Origin of the sequence: Variovorax paradoxus, from assembly GCF_024734665.1 — a bacterium.
Taxonomy (GTDB): Bacteria; Pseudomonadota; Gammaproteobacteria; order Burkholderiales; family Burkholderiaceae_C; genus Variovorax.
This window is the reverse complement of the sequence record NZ_CP102931.1, coordinates 5,792,820-5,807,937: the sequence shown is the minus strand read 5'-3', so window position 1 is coordinate 5,807,937 and position 15,118 is coordinate 5,792,820. Positions and strand designations below refer to the sequence as shown.

13 protein-coding genes, 1 other RNA gene and 1 pseudogene are annotated in these 15,118 nt (G+C 68.5%); 8 read left to right on the top strand and 7 right to left on the bottom strand.

Annotated features, from left to right (window positions below):
* Positions 1 to 35: 35 nt before the first annotated feature.
* From NWF24_RS27405 to cysK, 4 genes are all read right to left on the bottom strand, one after another.
* Positions 36 to 659 carry a flavin reductase family protein gene (locus NWF24_RS27405; RefSeq protein WP_258351283.1) on the bottom strand — a complete coding sequence of 208 codons (624 nt, stop codon included), beginning with the start codon at positions 657 to 659 and terminating at the stop codon, positions 36 to 38.
* 8 nt (positions 660 to 667) lie between these two features.
* Positions 668 to 1,225 (bottom strand): VUT family protein, encoded by a 558-nt coding sequence (locus tag NWF24_RS27400; RefSeq protein WP_375338417.1) that lies wholly within the window; start codon positions 1,223 to 1,225, stop codon positions 668 to 670.
* Positions 1,225 to 2,892, bottom strand: a complete 1,668-nt coding sequence (locus tag NWF24_RS27395; protein WP_258351282.1) for an NAD(P)/FAD-dependent oxidoreductase — start codon at positions 2,890 to 2,892, stop codon at positions 1,225 to 1,227. Before NWF24_RS27395 ends, NWF24_RS27400 begins: the two co-directional genes overlap by 1 nt.
* 76 nt (positions 2,893 to 2,968) lie before the next feature.
* Positions 2,969 to 3,889: a cysteine synthase A gene (cysK, locus tag NWF24_RS27390; RefSeq protein WP_093078546.1), complete on the bottom strand. Its 921-nt coding sequence runs from the start codon at positions 3,887 to 3,889 to the stop codon at positions 2,969 to 2,971.
* Positions 3,890 to 3,989: 100 nt separating this feature from the next.
* On the opposite strand from cysK, the gene rnpB reads away from it, so the two are divergent.
* From rnpB to NWF24_RS27355, 7 genes and pseudogenes are all read left to right on the top strand, one after another.
* An RNA gene (gene rnpB, locus NWF24_RS27385) (RNase P RNA component class A) lies at positions 3,990 to 4,318 on the top strand.
* 171 nt (positions 4,319 to 4,489) lie between these two features.
* Positions 4,490 to 4,942 (top strand): MarR family winged helix-turn-helix transcriptional regulator, encoded by a 453-nt coding sequence (locus NWF24_RS27380; RefSeq protein WP_258355361.1) that lies wholly within the window; start codon positions 4,490 to 4,492, stop codon positions 4,940 to 4,942.
* Positions 4,943 to 4,948: 6 nt separating this feature from the next.
* Positions 4,949 to 7,060, top strand: coding sequence for an FUSC family protein (locus tag NWF24_RS27375; protein WP_258351281.1), 2,112 nt, complete (start codon positions 4,949 to 4,951; stop codon positions 7,058 to 7,060).
* Positions 7,057 to 7,263 carry a DUF1656 domain-containing protein gene (locus NWF24_RS27370; protein ID WP_093056341.1) on the top strand — a complete coding sequence of 69 codons (207 nt, stop codon included), beginning with the start codon at positions 7,057 to 7,059 and terminating at the stop codon, positions 7,261 to 7,263. The genes NWF24_RS27375 and NWF24_RS27370 overlap by 4 nt, the downstream gene beginning before the upstream one ends.
* Positions 7,264 to 7,285: 22 nt before the next feature.
* Positions 7,286 to 8,227: an efflux RND transporter periplasmic adaptor subunit gene (locus tag NWF24_RS27365; RefSeq protein WP_258351280.1), complete on the top strand. Its 942-nt coding sequence runs from the start codon at positions 7,286 to 7,288 to the stop codon at positions 8,225 to 8,227.
* Positions 8,224 to 9,708: an efflux transporter outer membrane subunit gene (locus NWF24_RS27360; protein ID WP_258351279.1), complete on the top strand. Its 1,485-nt coding sequence runs from the start codon at positions 8,224 to 8,226 to the stop codon at positions 9,706 to 9,708. The genes NWF24_RS27365 and NWF24_RS27360 overlap by 4 nt, the downstream gene beginning before the upstream one ends.
* Positions 9,705 to 10,928: pseudogene (locus NWF24_RS27355) on the top strand (multidrug effflux MFS transporter). Before NWF24_RS27360 ends, NWF24_RS27355 begins: the two are co-directional and overlap by 4 nt.
* Here NWF24_RS27355 and NWF24_RS27350 read toward each other — a convergent pair.
* From NWF24_RS27350 to NWF24_RS27340, 3 genes are all read right to left on the bottom strand, one after another.
* Entirely contained in the window at positions 10,918 to 11,460 is a 543-nt protein-coding gene (locus NWF24_RS27350) for a hypothetical protein (RefSeq protein WP_093078555.1), read from the bottom strand. The pseudogene NWF24_RS27355 and the gene NWF24_RS27350 overlap by 11 nt on opposite strands.
* Positions 11,461 to 11,584: 124 nt before the next feature.
* Positions 11,585 to 12,301 carry an RNA pseudouridine synthase gene (locus NWF24_RS27345; RefSeq protein WP_258351278.1) on the bottom strand — a complete coding sequence of 239 codons (717 nt, stop codon included), beginning with the start codon at positions 12,299 to 12,301 and terminating at the stop codon, positions 11,585 to 11,587.
* 2 nt (positions 12,302 to 12,303) lie between these two features.
* Positions 12,304 to 13,968: an MBL fold metallo-hydrolase gene (locus tag NWF24_RS27340; protein WP_258351277.1), complete on the bottom strand. Its 1,665-nt coding sequence runs from the start codon at positions 13,966 to 13,968 to the stop codon at positions 12,304 to 12,306.
* A 141-nt stretch (positions 13,969 to 14,109) separates the two neighbouring features.
* Between NWF24_RS27340 and NWF24_RS27335 the strand changes: the two genes are divergently transcribed.
* Complete coding sequence (locus tag NWF24_RS27335; protein WP_258351276.1) at positions 14,110 to 15,111, top strand: Bug family tripartite tricarboxylate transporter substrate binding protein; 1,002 nt, start codon at positions 14,110 to 14,112, stop codon at positions 15,109 to 15,111.
* The last annotated feature ends 7 nt before the right edge of the window (positions 15,112 to 15,118 follow it).

Sequence of the window (15,118 nt, the reverse complement as noted above, 5' to 3'; positions counted from 1 at the left end):
TGAAAGGGAAAGAAATGAAGTCCGGTTTGGCGCCTTCAGCGCGGCCGGAACATCCTGAAGAGATTGTCGGGGCTGACTTCGAAATAGTCCGCCGGCCCGCCGCCGCGCAGGATGGGCTGCGCCGCGGTGGTGTCGTAGATGCCGTCCTTCAGCAGGTGGCGCGCAATGTGCACGCCCACCACTTCGCCGAGGACCAGCCAGGTTTGCACGGGCGTGCCGTCCACGCCCTCGAGCTGCAGGATCTGCGTGAGCCTGCACTCGAAGGACACAGGGCTCTCGGCCACCCGCGGCACTGCGATGGTTTTCGAGGCGGCGGTGGTGAGCCCGGCGAGTTCGAACTCGTTCACCTCGGGCGGCACGGCGGCGCACGAGCGGTTCATCTGCTCGGCCAGCGGCCGGGTCGCCAGGTTCCAGCCGAACTCGCGCGTCTGGCGGATGTTGTGCAGGCTGTCCTTGGCGCCGATGCTGGCGAAACCGACGATGGGCGGCGTGTAGTTGAAGGCGTTGAAGAAGCTGTAGGGCGCGAGGTTGAGCACGCCGTTCGCGTCCTGCGACGAGATCCAGCCGATGGGGCGCGGCCCGACCATCGCGTTGAATGGGTCGTGCGGCAGGCCGTGGCCCTTGGCGGGTTCGTAGAAGTGAAAGTCGTCGTTCGCCATCGATGTCCTCAATGGCCCAGGGCTGAAGCCCGCGCCGCCTGCCGGCCGATCAGCAGCCGGAACGGCAGCAGCATCAGCACGCCGACGGCGAGCTTCACGGCGAGGTCACCCAGCGCCCACGTGAACCACGGGCCTTCGGTGCCCGCGAAGGCGATGCCCCAGAACACGATACTGTCGAGCACCGCCGCGATCACCGTGGCCACCAGTGGCGCGCGCCACCAGAGGCCGCGCCGCAGCCGGTCGAACACGCAGATGTCGAGCAGCTGGGAGGCAATGAAGGCCAGCCCCGAGGCCGCCGCGATGCGCACCGGCGCGAGCAGCAGCGAGATGCCCACGGCGACGGCAAAGCCGACCCATGCCACGCGCCGCGCCATGCCGGGGCCGAAGCGCCGGTTGACGAGGTCGCTCACGAGGTATGCCACCGGGTAGGTGAAGGCGCCCCAGGTCAGCCAGTCGTTGATGGCGAACTGCACGAGGATGTTGGAAGCCAGCACCACGGCTGCCATCGCGAGCGTGGCGGCGGTCAGCTGGCCGAGGGTGGGGCGCTCGAAGTGCATGACTTGCATCAGACGCTCGCGGTGCGTTCGCGTTCGGCCTCGGCCAGCACGCCGTGCGCCACGGCCTCGGCCACCTTGATGCCATCGACACCAGCCGACAGGATGCCGCCCGCGTAGCTCGCGCCTTCGCCGGCAGGGTAGAGGCCGCGCACGTTGAGGCTCTGGAAGTCGTCGCCGCGCGTGATGCGGATGGGCGACGAGGTGCGCGTCTCGACGCCGGTGAGCACCGCGTCGTGCGTGTCGAAGCCCTTGATCTTGCGGCCGAAGGCGGGAAAGGCCTCGCGCATGGCTTCGATGGCGTAGGCGGGCAGGGCCTTGTGCAGGTCGGTCGGCGTCACGCCCGGCTTGTACGACGGCATCACGCTGCCGAGCGCCGTAGAGGGCTTGCCGGCGATGAAGTCGCCCACCAGCTGGCCCGGCGCGCGGTAGTCGCCGCCGCCGAGCACGAAGGCATTGCTTTCGAGTTCGCGCTGCAGCGCGATGCCCGCGAGCGCATCGCCAGAGGAATTGGATTCCCATCCTGGGAAGTCACGTGGGTCGATGCCCACCACGATGCCCGCATTGGCGTTGCGCTCGTTGCGCGAGTACTGGCTCATGCCGTTGGTGACTACGCGGCCCGGCTCGCTGGTGGCCGCGACCACGGTGCCGCCTGGGCACATGCAGAAGCTGTAGACCGAGCGGCCGTTGCTCGCGTGGTGCACCAGCTTGTAGTCGGCCGCACCGAGCAGCGGGTGGCCCGCATGGCGGCCCCAGCGTGCGCGGTCGATCAGGCCTTGCGGATGCTCCACGCGAAAGCCAATGGAGAAGGGCTTGGCCTCGATGTGCACGCCGCGCTTGTGCAGCATCTCGAAGGTGTCGCGCGAGCTGTGGCCGAGCGCCATCACGACGTGGTCGGCGCGCAGCTCGCTGCTTTGGCCGGTCGTCTGGTCGAGCACGGTGAGGCCGCGAAGGTGTCCGTCTTCGATGTGCACGTCGGTCACGCGCTGCTCGAAGCGGATCTCGCCGCCAAGCGCCACGATCTGCTCGCGGATGTTCTCGACCACCTTCACCAGCTTGAAAGTGCCGATGTGCGGATGCGCGACATAAAGAATTTCGGGCGGCGCGCCAGCCTTCACGAACTCTTCCATCACCTTGCGGCCGAGGAAGCGCGGGTCCTTGATCTGGCTGTAGAGCTTGCCGTCCGAAAAGGTGCCGGCGCCGCCTTCGCCGAACTGCACGTTCGACTCGGGGTTGAGCACGCTCTTGCGCCACAGGCCCCAGGTGTCGCGGGTGCGCTGGCGCACGGTCTTGCCGCGTTCGAGCACGATGGGCTTGAAGCCCATCTTCGCGAGCATCAGCGCCGCGAAGATGCCGCAGGGGCCGAAGCCGATCACCACCGGCCGCGCCGTGCCTTCGGCTGCATTGGCCGGCGGCGTGTAGCGCATGTCTGGAGCGCTCTGGATGTGCGGGTGGCCCGCGTGCTTCGCGAGCAGCGCGGCTTCGAGCTTCGCGTCGGCCAACTGCACGTCGCAGATGTAGACCGTGAGCAGTTCGACCTTGCGCGCGTCGAAGCTGCGTTTGTAGACGGTGTGGGAGGCGATCGCGTCGAGCGGAACGTCGAGCGTCCTGGCGATCAGGGTGACCAGCGCGTCGGGCGCGTGGTCGAGCGGGAGTTTGAGTTCGGAGATTCTCAGCATGGCGGCGTAGGGCTTGTGTTTATCAAGCAGGCCGCGCATTTTACGCGCCGAGGGCGCTATGAAAGCTATAGCTGGATCAGGCGGGCAGGAAGCCTTCGACCGAAAGGTATCGCTCGCCCGTGTCGTAGTTGAAGCCCAGCACCACCGCATCGGGCGCCAGCGAGGGCAGCTTCTGCGCGATGGCAGCGAGCGTGGCCCCCGACGAAATGCCGACCAGAATGCCTTCCTCGCGCGCGCAGCGGCGGGCCATTTCGCGCGCTGGTTCGGCGTCGACCTGCAGCACGCCGTCGAGCAGCGAGGTGTCGAGGTTCTTCGGAATGAAGCCCGCGCCGATGCCCTGGATGGGGTGCGGCGCCGGCGCGCCGCCGGAAATGACGGGCGAAGCCACCGGCTCGACCGCGAACACCTGCAGCTTCGGCCACTTCTTCTTCAGCACCTGCGCCACGCCCGTGATGTGGCCGCCCGTGCCCACGCCGGTGATCAGCACGTCGATGCCGTCAGGGAAGTCAGCCGCGATTTCCTCGGCCGTGGTGCGCACGTGCACTTCGACATTCGCGGGGTTGTTGAACTGCTGCGGCATCCACGCGCCGGGCGTACCGGCCACGATTTCCTCGGCGCGGGCGATGGAGCCCTTCATGCCGTTGGCGCGCGGCGTCAGGTCGAATGAGGCGCCGTAGGCCAGCATCAGGCGGCGGCGCTCGATGGACATGCTGTCGGGCATCACCAGGATCAGCTTGTAGCCCTTGACGGCCGCCACCATGGCAAGGCCGATGCCGGTATTGCCCGAGGTGGGCTCGACGATGGTGCCGCCGGGCTTGAGCGCGCCGCTCTTCTCGGCGTCTTCCACCATCGACAGCGCGATGCGGTCCTTGATCGAGCCGCCGGGGTTGGCGCGCTCCGACTTGATCCACACCTGCTGCTTCGCATTGCCGAACAGTCGGTTGATGCGGATGTGCGGTGTGTTGCCGATGGTCTCGAGGATGTTCTGGGCCTTCATGGATGGAGTCTCCTTGGATCAATGCGTTTGTCGGACGAACAGCGCGCATTGTGAGACCAGCCCGAAGGCGCGCTCGGGTAGAGGCGATAATCCGCCCCGTGAAGCACGCCAGACCGCCGCTGGTGCAAGTCTCGAAAGAGCGCACTGGAGGAACGTCCGGACTGCATAGGACAGCGCAGGAGTTAACGACTCTCCACCGTGAGGTGAGGATCAGAGCAACAGAGACGAGCCGATTAAGTTCGGGTGAAACGGGCAATCTCTGCGCGCAGCAACACCAAGTAGGCCAGTATTGAGGTGGTTCCGCTGAGCTGGCGGGTAGGTGGCATCGAGCCGTCTGGTGACAGACGGCCCAGAGTAATGGCGGTCACGTCGAAGGCTTCGCAAGAGGCCTTCGATGCACAGAATCCGGCTTATCGGCGGGCTTCACACTTTTCTTCTTTCTCCCGTTCCATTTTTTCGCGCCTTCGGCCCTGAAGGCGGGCGGCAGCCTTGCCGCTGGCAAGGATTGGTAGTTACCCGTACAATCGATAGCATGCTAATTAATAGGCGGCTATCGTGAGCGACCAACCCAACCCTCAACCGACGCGCGAACAGGCGCTGATGCGGCTCGGCACGTCGCTGGCGGTGCTGCAGCGCGGTTACCGCGCCGCGGCGGACAAGGCGGTGGCGCACGTCGGCGTGTCGCAGACGCTGGCCTACCCGATCGTGATGCTCGGGCGCATGAACGGCGAGGTGCGCCAGGGCGTGCTGGCCGAGGCGCTGGGCATCGAGGGGCCGTCGCTGGTGCGCTCGGTCGACCAACTGGTGGAAGCCGGCCTTGTAGAGCGCCGCGAAGACCCGGCCGACCGCCGCGCCAAGACGCTTCATCTCACCGAAGCCGGCAAGGCCGCCTGCGAGCCCATCGAGGCGGCGCTGACGCTGATGCGGGTGTCGCTGTTCGACGGCGTGTCCGACGAGGACGTCGCCGCCTGCCTGCGCGTGTTCGGCGTGCTTGAGGAGCGCATGGGCGTTCGTTCCGTGCAGAGCCCGCCGCCGCAGGAAGGGCGCAGGTAGCAGCAGATGGCCGCGCTCAGCCTGCCGCGCTTCAGCCGCGCGGAGCTTCTCTTTTCCGGCAAGAGCTTCGCCGCGGCCATGCTGGCGATGTACCTTGCCAGCCGCGCCGGCCTGCCGCGCCCGTTCTGGGCGCTCATGACCACCTACATCGTCGCCCATCCGCTGGCCGGCGCCGTGCGTTCGAAAGCGGTGTACCGCTTCTTCGGCACGCTCATCGGCAGTACTGCGACCGTGCTGCTGGTGCCCGCGCTGTCCAACGCGCCCGAGCTGCTGACGCTGGTGCTCGCGCTGTGGGTCGGGCTGTGCCTGTGTATTTCGCTGCTCGACCGCACGCCGCGCTCGTACGTGTTCATGCTCGCGGGCTACACGGCGGCGCTGATCGGCTTTCCTTCTGTGCAGACGCCGCTCGCGCTGTTCGACACCGCGGTGGCGCGCGTGGAAGAAATCGGCCTCGGCATCTTCTGCGCCACGCTGGTCCACAGCCTCGTGCTGCCCGCGGGGCTTGCGCCGACCGTGCTGGGCCTGCTCGACCGCACGCTGCAGGACGCGCGCAAGTGGCTCGGCGACCTGCTGCAGCCCGCCGGCCGCAGCAGCAACGCTGACCCGAAGCGCCTCGACGACGACCGCCGCCGCCTCGCCGGCGACATCACGCAGCTGCGCCTGCTCTCCACCCACGTGCCCTTCGACACCACGCACCTGCGCTGGACCGCGGGCGCCATCCGCGCCATGCAGGACCGCGTTGCCGCGCTCACTCCGGCCCTGTCGGCCGTCGAAGACCGCCTGCAGGCGCTGGAGCAGGCCGAAGGCCGGCTGGCTCCCGATGTGGCCGCCGTGCTCTCGCAGGCCGCACAGTGGCTGCGCGAAGAAGCCGAACCCACCGGCGATGCAGCAACCCGCGCCGAACGCCTGCAAGCCCTGCGCCGCGCCATCGACGCACTGAGCGTCACGCCCGCGAACGCGCAGCAACAGACTCCATGGGGCCGCGCCCTGCGCATCGGCCTCGCAGGTCGCCTCGAAGAACTCGTCGACGGCTGGACCGCCTGCGCCCAGCTGCGTCTCGACATCGACGAAGGCCTGAAGGGCGCCGCCCCGTTGCGCCGCACGGCAGCGCTCGGCAGTCGCGTGCTGCATCGCGACTACGGCATGGCGCTGCTTTCCGCGCTCGCCGCCGTCATCGCCATCTGCCTGTGCGGCGCGTTCTGGATCGTCACTGGCTGGCCCATGGGCTCGGCCGCGACCATGATGGCCGCCGTCTTCTGCTGCTTCTTCGCCACCATGGACGACCCCGTGCCGGCGATTCACGGCTTCCTGAAGTGGACGCTGTTGTCCATTCCGATCTCGGCACTCTATGTGCTGGTGCTGATGCCCACGGTGCAGGACTTCGGCATGCTCGTGGTGATCTGCGCGCCGCTCTTCCTGCTGCTGGGCCTCTACCTGCCGCGCCCGACGCACTTCATGCCTGCTATGGCGCTGATCTTCGGCGTGGCCGGCACGCTCGCGCTGCACGACACGGCCAGCTCCGACCTCGTGAGCTTCCTCAACAGCATGATCGGCCAGATCGTCGGCGTGGTCGTTGCGGCGCGCGTCACCCGCCTGGTGCGTTCGGTGGGCGCCGACTGGAGCGCGCGCCGCATCCAGCGCGCCACCTGGCGCGAGCTCGGCGACATGGCCGCGTCTTCTCAACCGCAGTATGCGCAGAGCGACGCCTATGCCGTGCGCATGCTCGACCGCATCGGCCTGCTCGCGCCGCGCATCGCGCAGGCCGGCGGCACCGTCGAAGGCGTGGCGGCCAACGATGCGCTGCGCGACCTGCGCATGGGTGCCGACATCGCCGTGCTGCAGCGCGTGCGCGCCCAACTGCCGCTGGCCACATCGGCCGCGCTGCTGGGCGGCGTCTCGCGCTTCTTCCGCCAGCGTTCGGAAGGCCGCATGAATCCGCGTCCGCCGGGCCTGCTGCCGCAGATCGACGAGGCGCTGAACGCAATGCTCGAAGCGCGCGACACCGCTGCTTCATCGACTTCGCGCGCCGCCGTCACCGCACTGGTCGGCCTGCGCCGCAATCTTTTTCCCGATGCGCCGCCGATGTTGGGCGCGTCCAAGCAAGGAGCTTCCGCATGATCGGCGAAGCCAGTTTCTACGGCCTCTACCTGCCCTGGATCATGGTGCTGGCCCTCGGCGCGCTGCTCGCGCTGTGGGGCGTGCGTCGCCTGCTCGCGGCCACCGGCGTGTACCGCTGGGTGTGGCATCCGGCGCTGTTCGACATGGCGCTCTACCTGCTGCTGCTCTACGCGCTGAGCCGCGTCACCTCCTACCTCCAATAAACAAATAGACAAAGAGATCTCCATGAAAGCCACCACCAGTCCTTCCGCAGAAAACCCGTGGGCCCAGCGCCTCGGGCGCGTTCTTTTCACCGTGGTCGTGGTGGCCGCCGCCGTGTGGGCCGGCCTGCGACTGTGGGACCACTACGAACTCGCGCCGTGGACGCGCGACGGCCGCGTGCGCGCCAACGTCGTGCAGATTGCGCCCGACGTGTCGGGCCTCGTCACGGCAGTGCCGATCAAGGACAACCAGCCGGTCGCCGCCGGCACGCTGCTGTTCGAGGTGGACCGTGCGCGCTACGACCTCGCCGTGCGCCAGGCCCAGGCCGTGCTCGCCGCGCAGCGCGCCCAGAGCGCCCAGGCGCAGCGCGAGAACACGCGCAACACGGGGCTCGACGACCTGATCTCGAAGGAGTCGCGCGAACAGACCCGCTCGCGCGTCGAGCAGATGCAGGCCGCGGTTGCGCAGGCCGAGGTGGCGCTCGATTCGGCTCGCCTCAACCTGCAGCGCGCCGAGGTGCGCGCGCCCACCGACGGCCTCGTTACCAACCTCGACCTGCGCCAGGGCAGCTACGCCGCGGTGGGCCGCCCGGTGCTCGCGCTGGTCGATGCGCAATCGTTCTACGTCGAAGGCTATTTCGAGGAAACCAAGCTGCCGCGCATCCACCTCGGCGACCGCGTGCGCGTCACGCCGATGGGCGGCGGCGCGGTGTTCGAAGGCGCGGTCGACAGCGTGGCTGCCGGCATCGCCGACCACGACCGCTCCACCAGCGCCAACCTGCTGCCCAGCGTGAACCCGACCTTCAATTGGGTGCGGCTCGCGCAGCGCATTCCGGTGCGCATCAAGCTCGATCCGCTGCCGCAGGGCGCGCGCCTCGTCGCGGGCCAGACGGTGACGGTGCAGGTGCTGGAGAACAAGGCGGCGCAGAAGACGGCGGCAACGACCCCAGCGCCGCAGAAGGGATGAACAGCATGACCCGCTTCGCATTTCGCCTTGCATCGCTGGCCGTCGCCGCCGGGCTCGCGGCCTGCGCGGCGGTCGGCCCCGACTACAAGCAGCCGCCCGAGGCGCTCGCCAGCCAGAGCGCTGCCGGCAAGCCCTTCGCCGAGGCACCCGCCAACGCCGCGCCGCTGCCCGCGCACTGGTGGCGCCTGTATCACGACCCGCTGCTTGATCGCCTCGTCGAGCAGGCCCTCGCGCACAACACCGACCTGCGCCAGGCGGTGGCCAACCTCGAGCGCGAACGCGCCATCGACGACGAAGTGGCCGGCGGCAAGTACCCCACCATCGGCGTGAACGGCGGTCCGTCGTTCGGCCACCAGTCGGGCATCCAGTTGCTGCAGCGCGGCTACGAGCCGCCGAGCACCTTCAACTACGGCCTGGGCGCCTCGCTGTCGTACCAGGTCGACCTGTTCGGCCAGCTGCGCCGCGCCATCGAAGCCTCGGCCGCCAACACCGAAGCGGCCGAAGCCGCGCTCGACCTGGTGCGCGTCAACGTCGCCGCGGGCACCGCGCGTGCCTACGCCGAAGCCTGTTCCACCGGCTTGCGCCTGGAGATCGCGCAGAAGTCCGTCGACCTGCAGAAAGACGCGGTGAACGTCACCGAGCGCCTGCAGAAGGCCGGGCGCGCCGGCGCCATCGATGCGGGCCGCGCGCGTGCGCAGCTGCAATCGCTCAACGCCGCGCTGCCGCCGCTGCAGGCCAGCCGCCAGGCCGCGCTGTACCGCCTGGCCACGCTCACCGGCGCGCTGCCGCAAGATTTTCCGCGCGAGGTGGCCGGCTGCACCACGCCGCCGCGCGTGGCCGGCGTGCTGCCCGTGGGCGACGGCGCGCAGCTGCTGCGCCGCCGGCCCGACATCCGCCAGGCCGAGCGCACGTTGGCCGCGTCCACCGCGCGCATCGGCGTCGCCACGGCCGACCTGTACCCGCACGTGTCGATCGGCCTGTCGGCAATGTCGGCCAGCACCGCCGCCGATTTCGGCCGCAAGGACAGCAGGAGCTACAGCCTCGGCCCGCTGATCTCGTGGACGATTCCGAACACCGGCGTGGTCCAGTCGCGCATCGCGCAGGCCGAAGCCGGCACGCGCGGCGCGCTCGCCAAGTTCGATGGCACCGTGCTCACCGCGCTGCGCGAGACCGAGACCGCGCTCGGCAACTACGCCCGCGAACTCGACCGCCGGGCCGCGCTGGAAGCCTCGCGCGACCAGAGCGCCATCGTCGCGCGGCAGGCGCGCCAGCTGTACCAGAACGGCCGCACCGGCTACCTCGATTCGCTCGACGCCGAGCGCGCGCTGGCCGCGAGCGAGTCCGCACTGGCCGCCAGCGAAGCGCAGCTGTCCGACGACCAGGTCATGCTTTTCATGGCACTGGGCGGCGGCTGGGAGCCTGAAGATACGAACCTTGCGCAAGGCAACCTGACCGGCGGCGCAACCACCACCAAGCAATGACCGCAGCCATCGCCTCCGCGCCACAGCGCCGCCCGCACGCGCCGCTGTGGCTGCTGGCGCTGGTCACCTTCAGCGGCACGCTCGCCATGCACATCTTCGTGCCCGCGCTGCCCATCGCCGCAAAGAGCCTCGGGGCTGGCATCGGCGCCATGCAGATGACGGTGAGCCTCTACATCTTCGGCCTGGCAGTGGGCCAGCTGGTGTACGGCCCGCTGGCCGACCGCTACGGGCGGCGGCCGGTGCTGCTGTTCGGGCTGGGGCTTTATTGCGTGGCGGGTCTTGCGGCCGCGGTCGCGCCCGAAGTGCATTCGCTCATCGCGGCGCGCCTGTTCCAGGCGGTCGGTGGCTGCGCCGGCCTCGTGCTCGGCCGCAGCATCGTGCGCGACACGGCCGAGCCGCAAGAGGCCACGCGTCGCCTCGCGCTGATGAACCTGATGGTCACCATCGGCCCGAGCCTCGCGCCGCTGCTCGGCGGTGCGCTCGCCACTGCGCTGGGCTGGCGCTCGATCTTCTACGCGCTCTTTGCCCTCGGTGTCATCGGCTTCCTGTTCACCTGGCGCCTGCTGCCCGAAACCGGCGCGCCCGGTGCGGCTGTCAATGCGCGTGAGCTCGCCCGCAACTACAGGAAGCTGCTGGCCTCGCCGGCCTTTCTCGGCTTCTCGGTCGGCGGTGGCTGCGCCACTACGTCGATGTATGCCTTCATCGCCTCGGCGCCCTTCATCTTCGTGGACCAGCTGCACCGGCCGGCGCACGAGGCGGGCATCTACCTCGCAATCCTGGTGTCGGGCGTGTGACTCGGCAGCTTTCTCACCAGCCACCTGATCTCGCGCGTGCGGGTCGACCGCCTCATGGTTCGCTCGAATGCGCTGAGCGTGGCTGCGGCCTTCGTGCTGCTGGGCGCGGCGCTTGCCGATCACCTTTCGGTGCCGCTCATCGTCGCCTGCATGTTCCTGTTCACCGTCGGCGCCGGCATGGCCTCGCCTGCCGCGCTCACGCAGGCGATCAGCGTGAACCCGCAGGTCATCGGCTCGGCCTCGGGCCTTTACGGCTTCACGCAGATGGCCGTGGGCGCGCTGTGCACGGCGCTCGCGGGCATGGGCCACCGCAACCCTGCACTGGCATCGGCCATCGTGCTGGCGGGGGCGGGCATCGTGGCGCAGCTGTCGTTTGCAGTGGCGCAACGCGCGCAGAAGCGCGCAGCCGCAGCCCTCAGCGCGTGAAGAGCCAGCCCCCCTTGGGCTGGCGCATCAGCTCATGCCGCTTCACGGCGCGCTCCTCGCCGTCGTCGCCCACATAGACCACCTCGAAGCGCAGCAGCTTCGGCGTGACCATCTTCCAGTTCTGGATGCGCTTCACCGTCACGCAGGCGGTCTTGTCGTGGTACTGCATTTCCGACATCGGACCGCCCTGGAAGCCCGTGCCGTCGAACAGGCGGCCGGACGCTGCAAAGGGGTTGAGCACCGCGCCGTTGCGCGCGGTGATGCAGCCCTCGGTCCGCACGAATGACTCGATGGTCGGCGAGGCGCTGCGCACCACCTTGCCGACGGCCGGGCTGGGCGGCTTGCCGCCGATGGCCTCGCGGATGCGCTCGACCTGCTCCTCGGTGATGGGCGCCAGGCCGTCCTTCGAGACCACGGCAGGCGGTGGTGCCGGTGGCGCGGGCGGCGGCGGCGGCGCGAAAAGCGTACAGCCCGCTACCAGTGCCAGAGGCACGGTGCAGGCCAGGGCGGTGCTCGGTGGTCCGAACTTCATGGCTCAGTCTCCCTGACGGCGGCCCATCGGGGCCGCTGGCTGAAAATTGCAGGCCGCGAACATGCGGTGCATCGTCGTTGTCGTCCTCTTTCTCTTCTCTTCTTTATTTCTTCGTTGTTGTTTTTCAGAAGCGTTCGTGGGGTGCAAGGTAGCGCCACTGCCCGGGCTGCAGCCCCGCCAGCGGCACGCGGCCGATGCGGATGCGCCGCATCGCCAGAATGCGCAGGTTTACGCCGTCGCAGATGTTGGCAATCTGCCCCGGCCGCGCGCCCTTGAGCGCAAAGCGCAGGCCCGTCTGCTCGTCGCTCTGGCGGCCGATGCTCACGCGCGCCGGCGAGCGCTCCAGCCGCGCCAGCACCTCGGGGCTCACCGGGCCGGCCACGTCCACCATTACTTCGTGTTCGAGGATGCCCGCGTCTTCCTGCAGCTTGCGTTCGATGCGGAACTCCTGCGTGTACGCGACCAGCCCGCTGGCGCCGGTTTCGAGCGGCGTCATGCAGCGCTGTGCCTTTGCATGCGCCGGCAGAAAGCGCTGTCCGGCGCGCTCGGGCTCGTGATGGTTCGCAGCTACCAGCAGGCGGTGCGCGGTGTCGGTTGCCATGCCGGCAGGCTTGTACAGAAGCAATGTGACAGGCACTACGGGCTCGGGCTTGGCGCCAGCCTCGATCTCGACCTGCTGGTGCGGCAGCACGCGCGACTGGGGCAGCATCTGCGGCACGCCATCGACTCGCACTGCGCCGTTCTCTATCAGCAGTTCGGCTTCGCGCCGCGACACGCCGGCCATTGCGGCCACGCGCTTGGCAAGGCGGATACCTTCGTCTTCGACGGGAGCAGTTTTCATGTTCATTGGGGCGCCGCCAGTTGGCGGATGCGCGCCACGTGCGCGGCCAGCGAGCGGGCCGCCACCGGCCACATGCGTTCGGGCACGTCGTCGTAGGCCAGCGGCAGCCATTCTTCGGGCGTGCCTTCGGGCAGCTTCTGCATCGCGGCGGCGATCTTGGCTTCGCGCTTCAGGCGGTGCGCCTTCAGCATGCCGATGGCGGTGCGTGCAAAGCCGATCGCGTAGCCGTGCGCGGGCAGGATGAACTCGATGCCGCCGGCCTCGCAAGCTGCGTCGAGCGTGTCGAGCGAATCGAGATACGCGTTCATGTCGCCATCGGGTGGATCGACCACCGTGGTGCTGCCGTTGAGGATGTGGTCGCCGGAGAACAGCAGGCCGTCTTCTTCCAGCACCAGGCACAGGTGGTTGGCTGCATGGCCGGGCGTGTGGATCACGCGCAGCGTGTGGGCAATGGCTTCGCCGTCGGCCGTGGTATCCGACAGCACGAGGCGCTCGCCATCGGCCAGTTCGCGCTCGGGCGTGAAGCGCGCGGTGGCACGCGCGGTCGGCTTCGAGGCCAGGCCCAGGATCGGCGGCTTGCCGTTCTTGCACAGCGCCTGCAGCGGCGCCGCACCCGGCGAGTGATCGGCATGCGAGTGCGTGCAGACGATCATGCGGATGTCGCCCTTCGTAGCGCGCCACAGCCGGCCGATGTGGTCGAAGTCGTTCGGGCCCGGGTCGATCACGATGTAGCCCGTCGCCGCGTCGCCCACGATGTAGCTGTTGGTGCCCGGGCCAGTCATCGCGCTCGGGTTGGGCGCGGTGAGGCGCATCACGTTCTTCAGCAGCGACACCGGGTGCTCGCTCTGCCAGTCGAGCGCGTGCAGGAGCTGGCCATCGGGGCACACCAGAGCGAGTTCGCCATAGGGCGACTCGTGTTCCATGTAGCGCGCGTCCTCGCCCTTGAGCAGGCCGGCGCGCGGGCAGCTGGTCCACAGCGGGGCCTCGCTGGCACAGGCCGCGAGCAGGGCATCGACGGTGGGGTACGCGGCCATGCGCTGCAGCGTGCGCACGGTCGGGAAAATCATGAAGAAGGTGCCGGCCTCATGGCGCGCGAGTGCATCGGCCGGATGCACCCAGCTGGGCTCGAACTGCTCGCTCTCGTCGGCAGTGGGCGTCTGGCCTTCGGGCATGCGCGCCACCAGAAAGGGCACGTCGAAGCGCTTGGGCAGGTCGCGGTCGGTCATCCAGTGCGCGAAGGTGAACACGCGGTCTGAGTCGAGCACCAGTCCGCGTGCCGCGCACTGGTCGGCAAAGGCGGTGCCGGCGGTGTCGCCGCGGTCCATTGCCGCGACTTCTTCGGCTCTGACAGGGCTTCCGTCGGCATGGTGTGCGAGCAGGATGCCCAGCTCTTCGAAAGCCTCGCGAATGGCCGCGATGGCCTGCGTGCGCTGCACGCGGCTTTGTGTGGGGCGGCGCGTGGCGATGCGCTTGGCCGCTTCGTCGGCGTCGTCGATGTGGCCGCCGGGAAAAACATAGGCGCCGGGCGCAAAACTGGCAGTGGCCGAGCGGCGGGTCATCAGCACTTCGATGCCGGCGGCGCTGTCGCGCAGCAGCAGCACCGTGGCGGCCGCGCGCAGGGGCGCGGGCTCGCGTGGGGTGTGTAGTTGTTGGGAGGAACGGACCATGGGGCAATTATGGGGAGCAGGCGCGATACATGCATGTCGCCGCGCATAAGCTCATATGGAATCGGGCATCAGCGGCGCGCCACAATCCGCGCTTGCACTGCGTGCATTGAAGACAAAAGACTGAACGACCGAAAGACTGTCATGGCCCATTCTCCACTCACTCGTCTTGCCCGCCGCGTATTGCTGCTGGCCGCGGCCTCGCTAGCTGTGCCTGCGGCCTTCGCTCAACAGGACTGGCCGCAGCAACCCGTCACGCTGATCATGGGCTTTCCGGCCGGCTCGGGCGTCGACGTGGTGGCCCGCGTCATCCAGGAGCCGCTGGCAAAGCAGCTCGGGCGGCCCGTCGTCATCGACTACAAGTCTGGCGCCGCAGGCAACATCGCCAGCGACTACGTGGCCCACTCGAAGCCCGACGGCTACACGCTTGCCTTCGGCACAGCCGCCACGCACGGCAGCAACGCCGCGCTCTACAAGAAGCTGCCCTTCGATGTGGAAGCCGACTTCATTCCGGTGGCGCCGGTGCTCGACGTGTCGAACGTGCTCACCATCAATCCCGACGTGATCAACGTCAAGACCTTGAAGGAATTCGTCGAGCTGGTCAAGGCCAACCCCGGCAAGTACAACTATGCGTCTACAGGCAACGGCGCGGGCACGCACATGGCCTTTGCCGAATTCAACTCGCGCCTGGGCCTGAACATGGTGCACGTGCCCTACAAGGGCGGCCCCGAGGCCATCACTTCGGTGGTGCGCGGCGAGACCTGCTGCATCATGAACCAGGTGCAGACCATCCTTCCGCACTACAAGGCCGGCAAGGTGCGCCTGCTGGGCGTGACCACCGCCGCGGCCGTGCCGGCGGTGAAAGAAGTGCCCACCATCGCATCGAGCGGCCTGCCGGGCACCAAGGGCTTCGACAGCTCGATCTGGTTCGGCATTTTCGCGCCCAAGGGCACCGACCCGCAGATCGTCGACAAGCTCAACGCCGCCGTGAAGGCGGTGCTCGAGCAGCCCGAGATCCGCGAGCGCTTCGAGAGCCAGGGCAACACCGTGCGCATCGAATCGCCGGCACAGTTCAAGAAGACCGTGCACGACAACCGCGTGAAGTGGGCCGAAGTCGCGAAGGCTGCGAACATCAGCATCGACTGAGCTGCCA

Coding starts and splice junctions, on each gene's coding strand:
- NWF24_RS27405 (WP_258351283.1), bottom strand. CDS start 659: ATGGCGAACGACGACTTTCACTTCTACGAACCCGCCAAGGGCCACGGC.
- NWF24_RS27400 (WP_375338417.1), bottom strand. CDS start 1,225: ATGCAAGTCATGCACTTCGAGCGCCCCACCCTCGGCCAGCTGACCGCC.
- NWF24_RS27395 (WP_258351282.1), bottom strand. CDS start 2,892: ATGCTGAGAATCTCCGAACTCAAACTCCCGCTCGACCACGCGCCCGAC.
- cysK (WP_093078546.1), bottom strand. CDS start 3,889: ATGAAGGCCCAGAACATCCTCGAGACCATCGGCAACACACCGCACATC.
- NWF24_RS27380 (WP_258355361.1), top strand. CDS start 4,490: ATGCGGCTCGGCACGTCGCTGGCGGTGCTGCAGCGCGGTTACCGCGCC.
- NWF24_RS27375 (WP_258351281.1), top strand. CDS start 4,949: ATGGCCGCGCTCAGCCTGCCGCGCTTCAGCCGCGCGGAGCTTCTCTTT.
- NWF24_RS27370 (WP_093056341.1), top strand. CDS start 7,057: ATGATCGGCGAAGCCAGTTTCTACGGCCTCTACCTGCCCTGGATCATG.
- NWF24_RS27365 (WP_258351280.1), top strand. CDS start 7,286: ATGAAAGCCACCACCAGTCCTTCCGCAGAAAACCCGTGGGCCCAGCGC.
- NWF24_RS27360 (WP_258351279.1), top strand. CDS start 8,224: ATGAACAGCATGACCCGCTTCGCATTTCGCCTTGCATCGCTGGCCGTC.
- NWF24_RS27350 (WP_093078555.1), bottom strand. CDS start 11,460: ATGAAGTTCGGACCACCGAGCACCGCCCTGGCCTGCACCGTGCCTCTG.
- NWF24_RS27345 (WP_258351278.1), bottom strand. CDS start 12,301: ATGAAAACTGCTCCCGTCGAAGACGAAGGTATCCGCCTTGCCAAGCGC.
- NWF24_RS27340 (WP_258351277.1), bottom strand. CDS start 13,968: ATGGTCCGTTCCTCCCAACAACTACACACCCCACGCGAGCCCGCGCCC.
- NWF24_RS27335 (WP_258351276.1), top strand. CDS start 14,110: ATGGCCCATTCTCCACTCACTCGTCTTGCCCGCCGCGTATTGCTGCTG.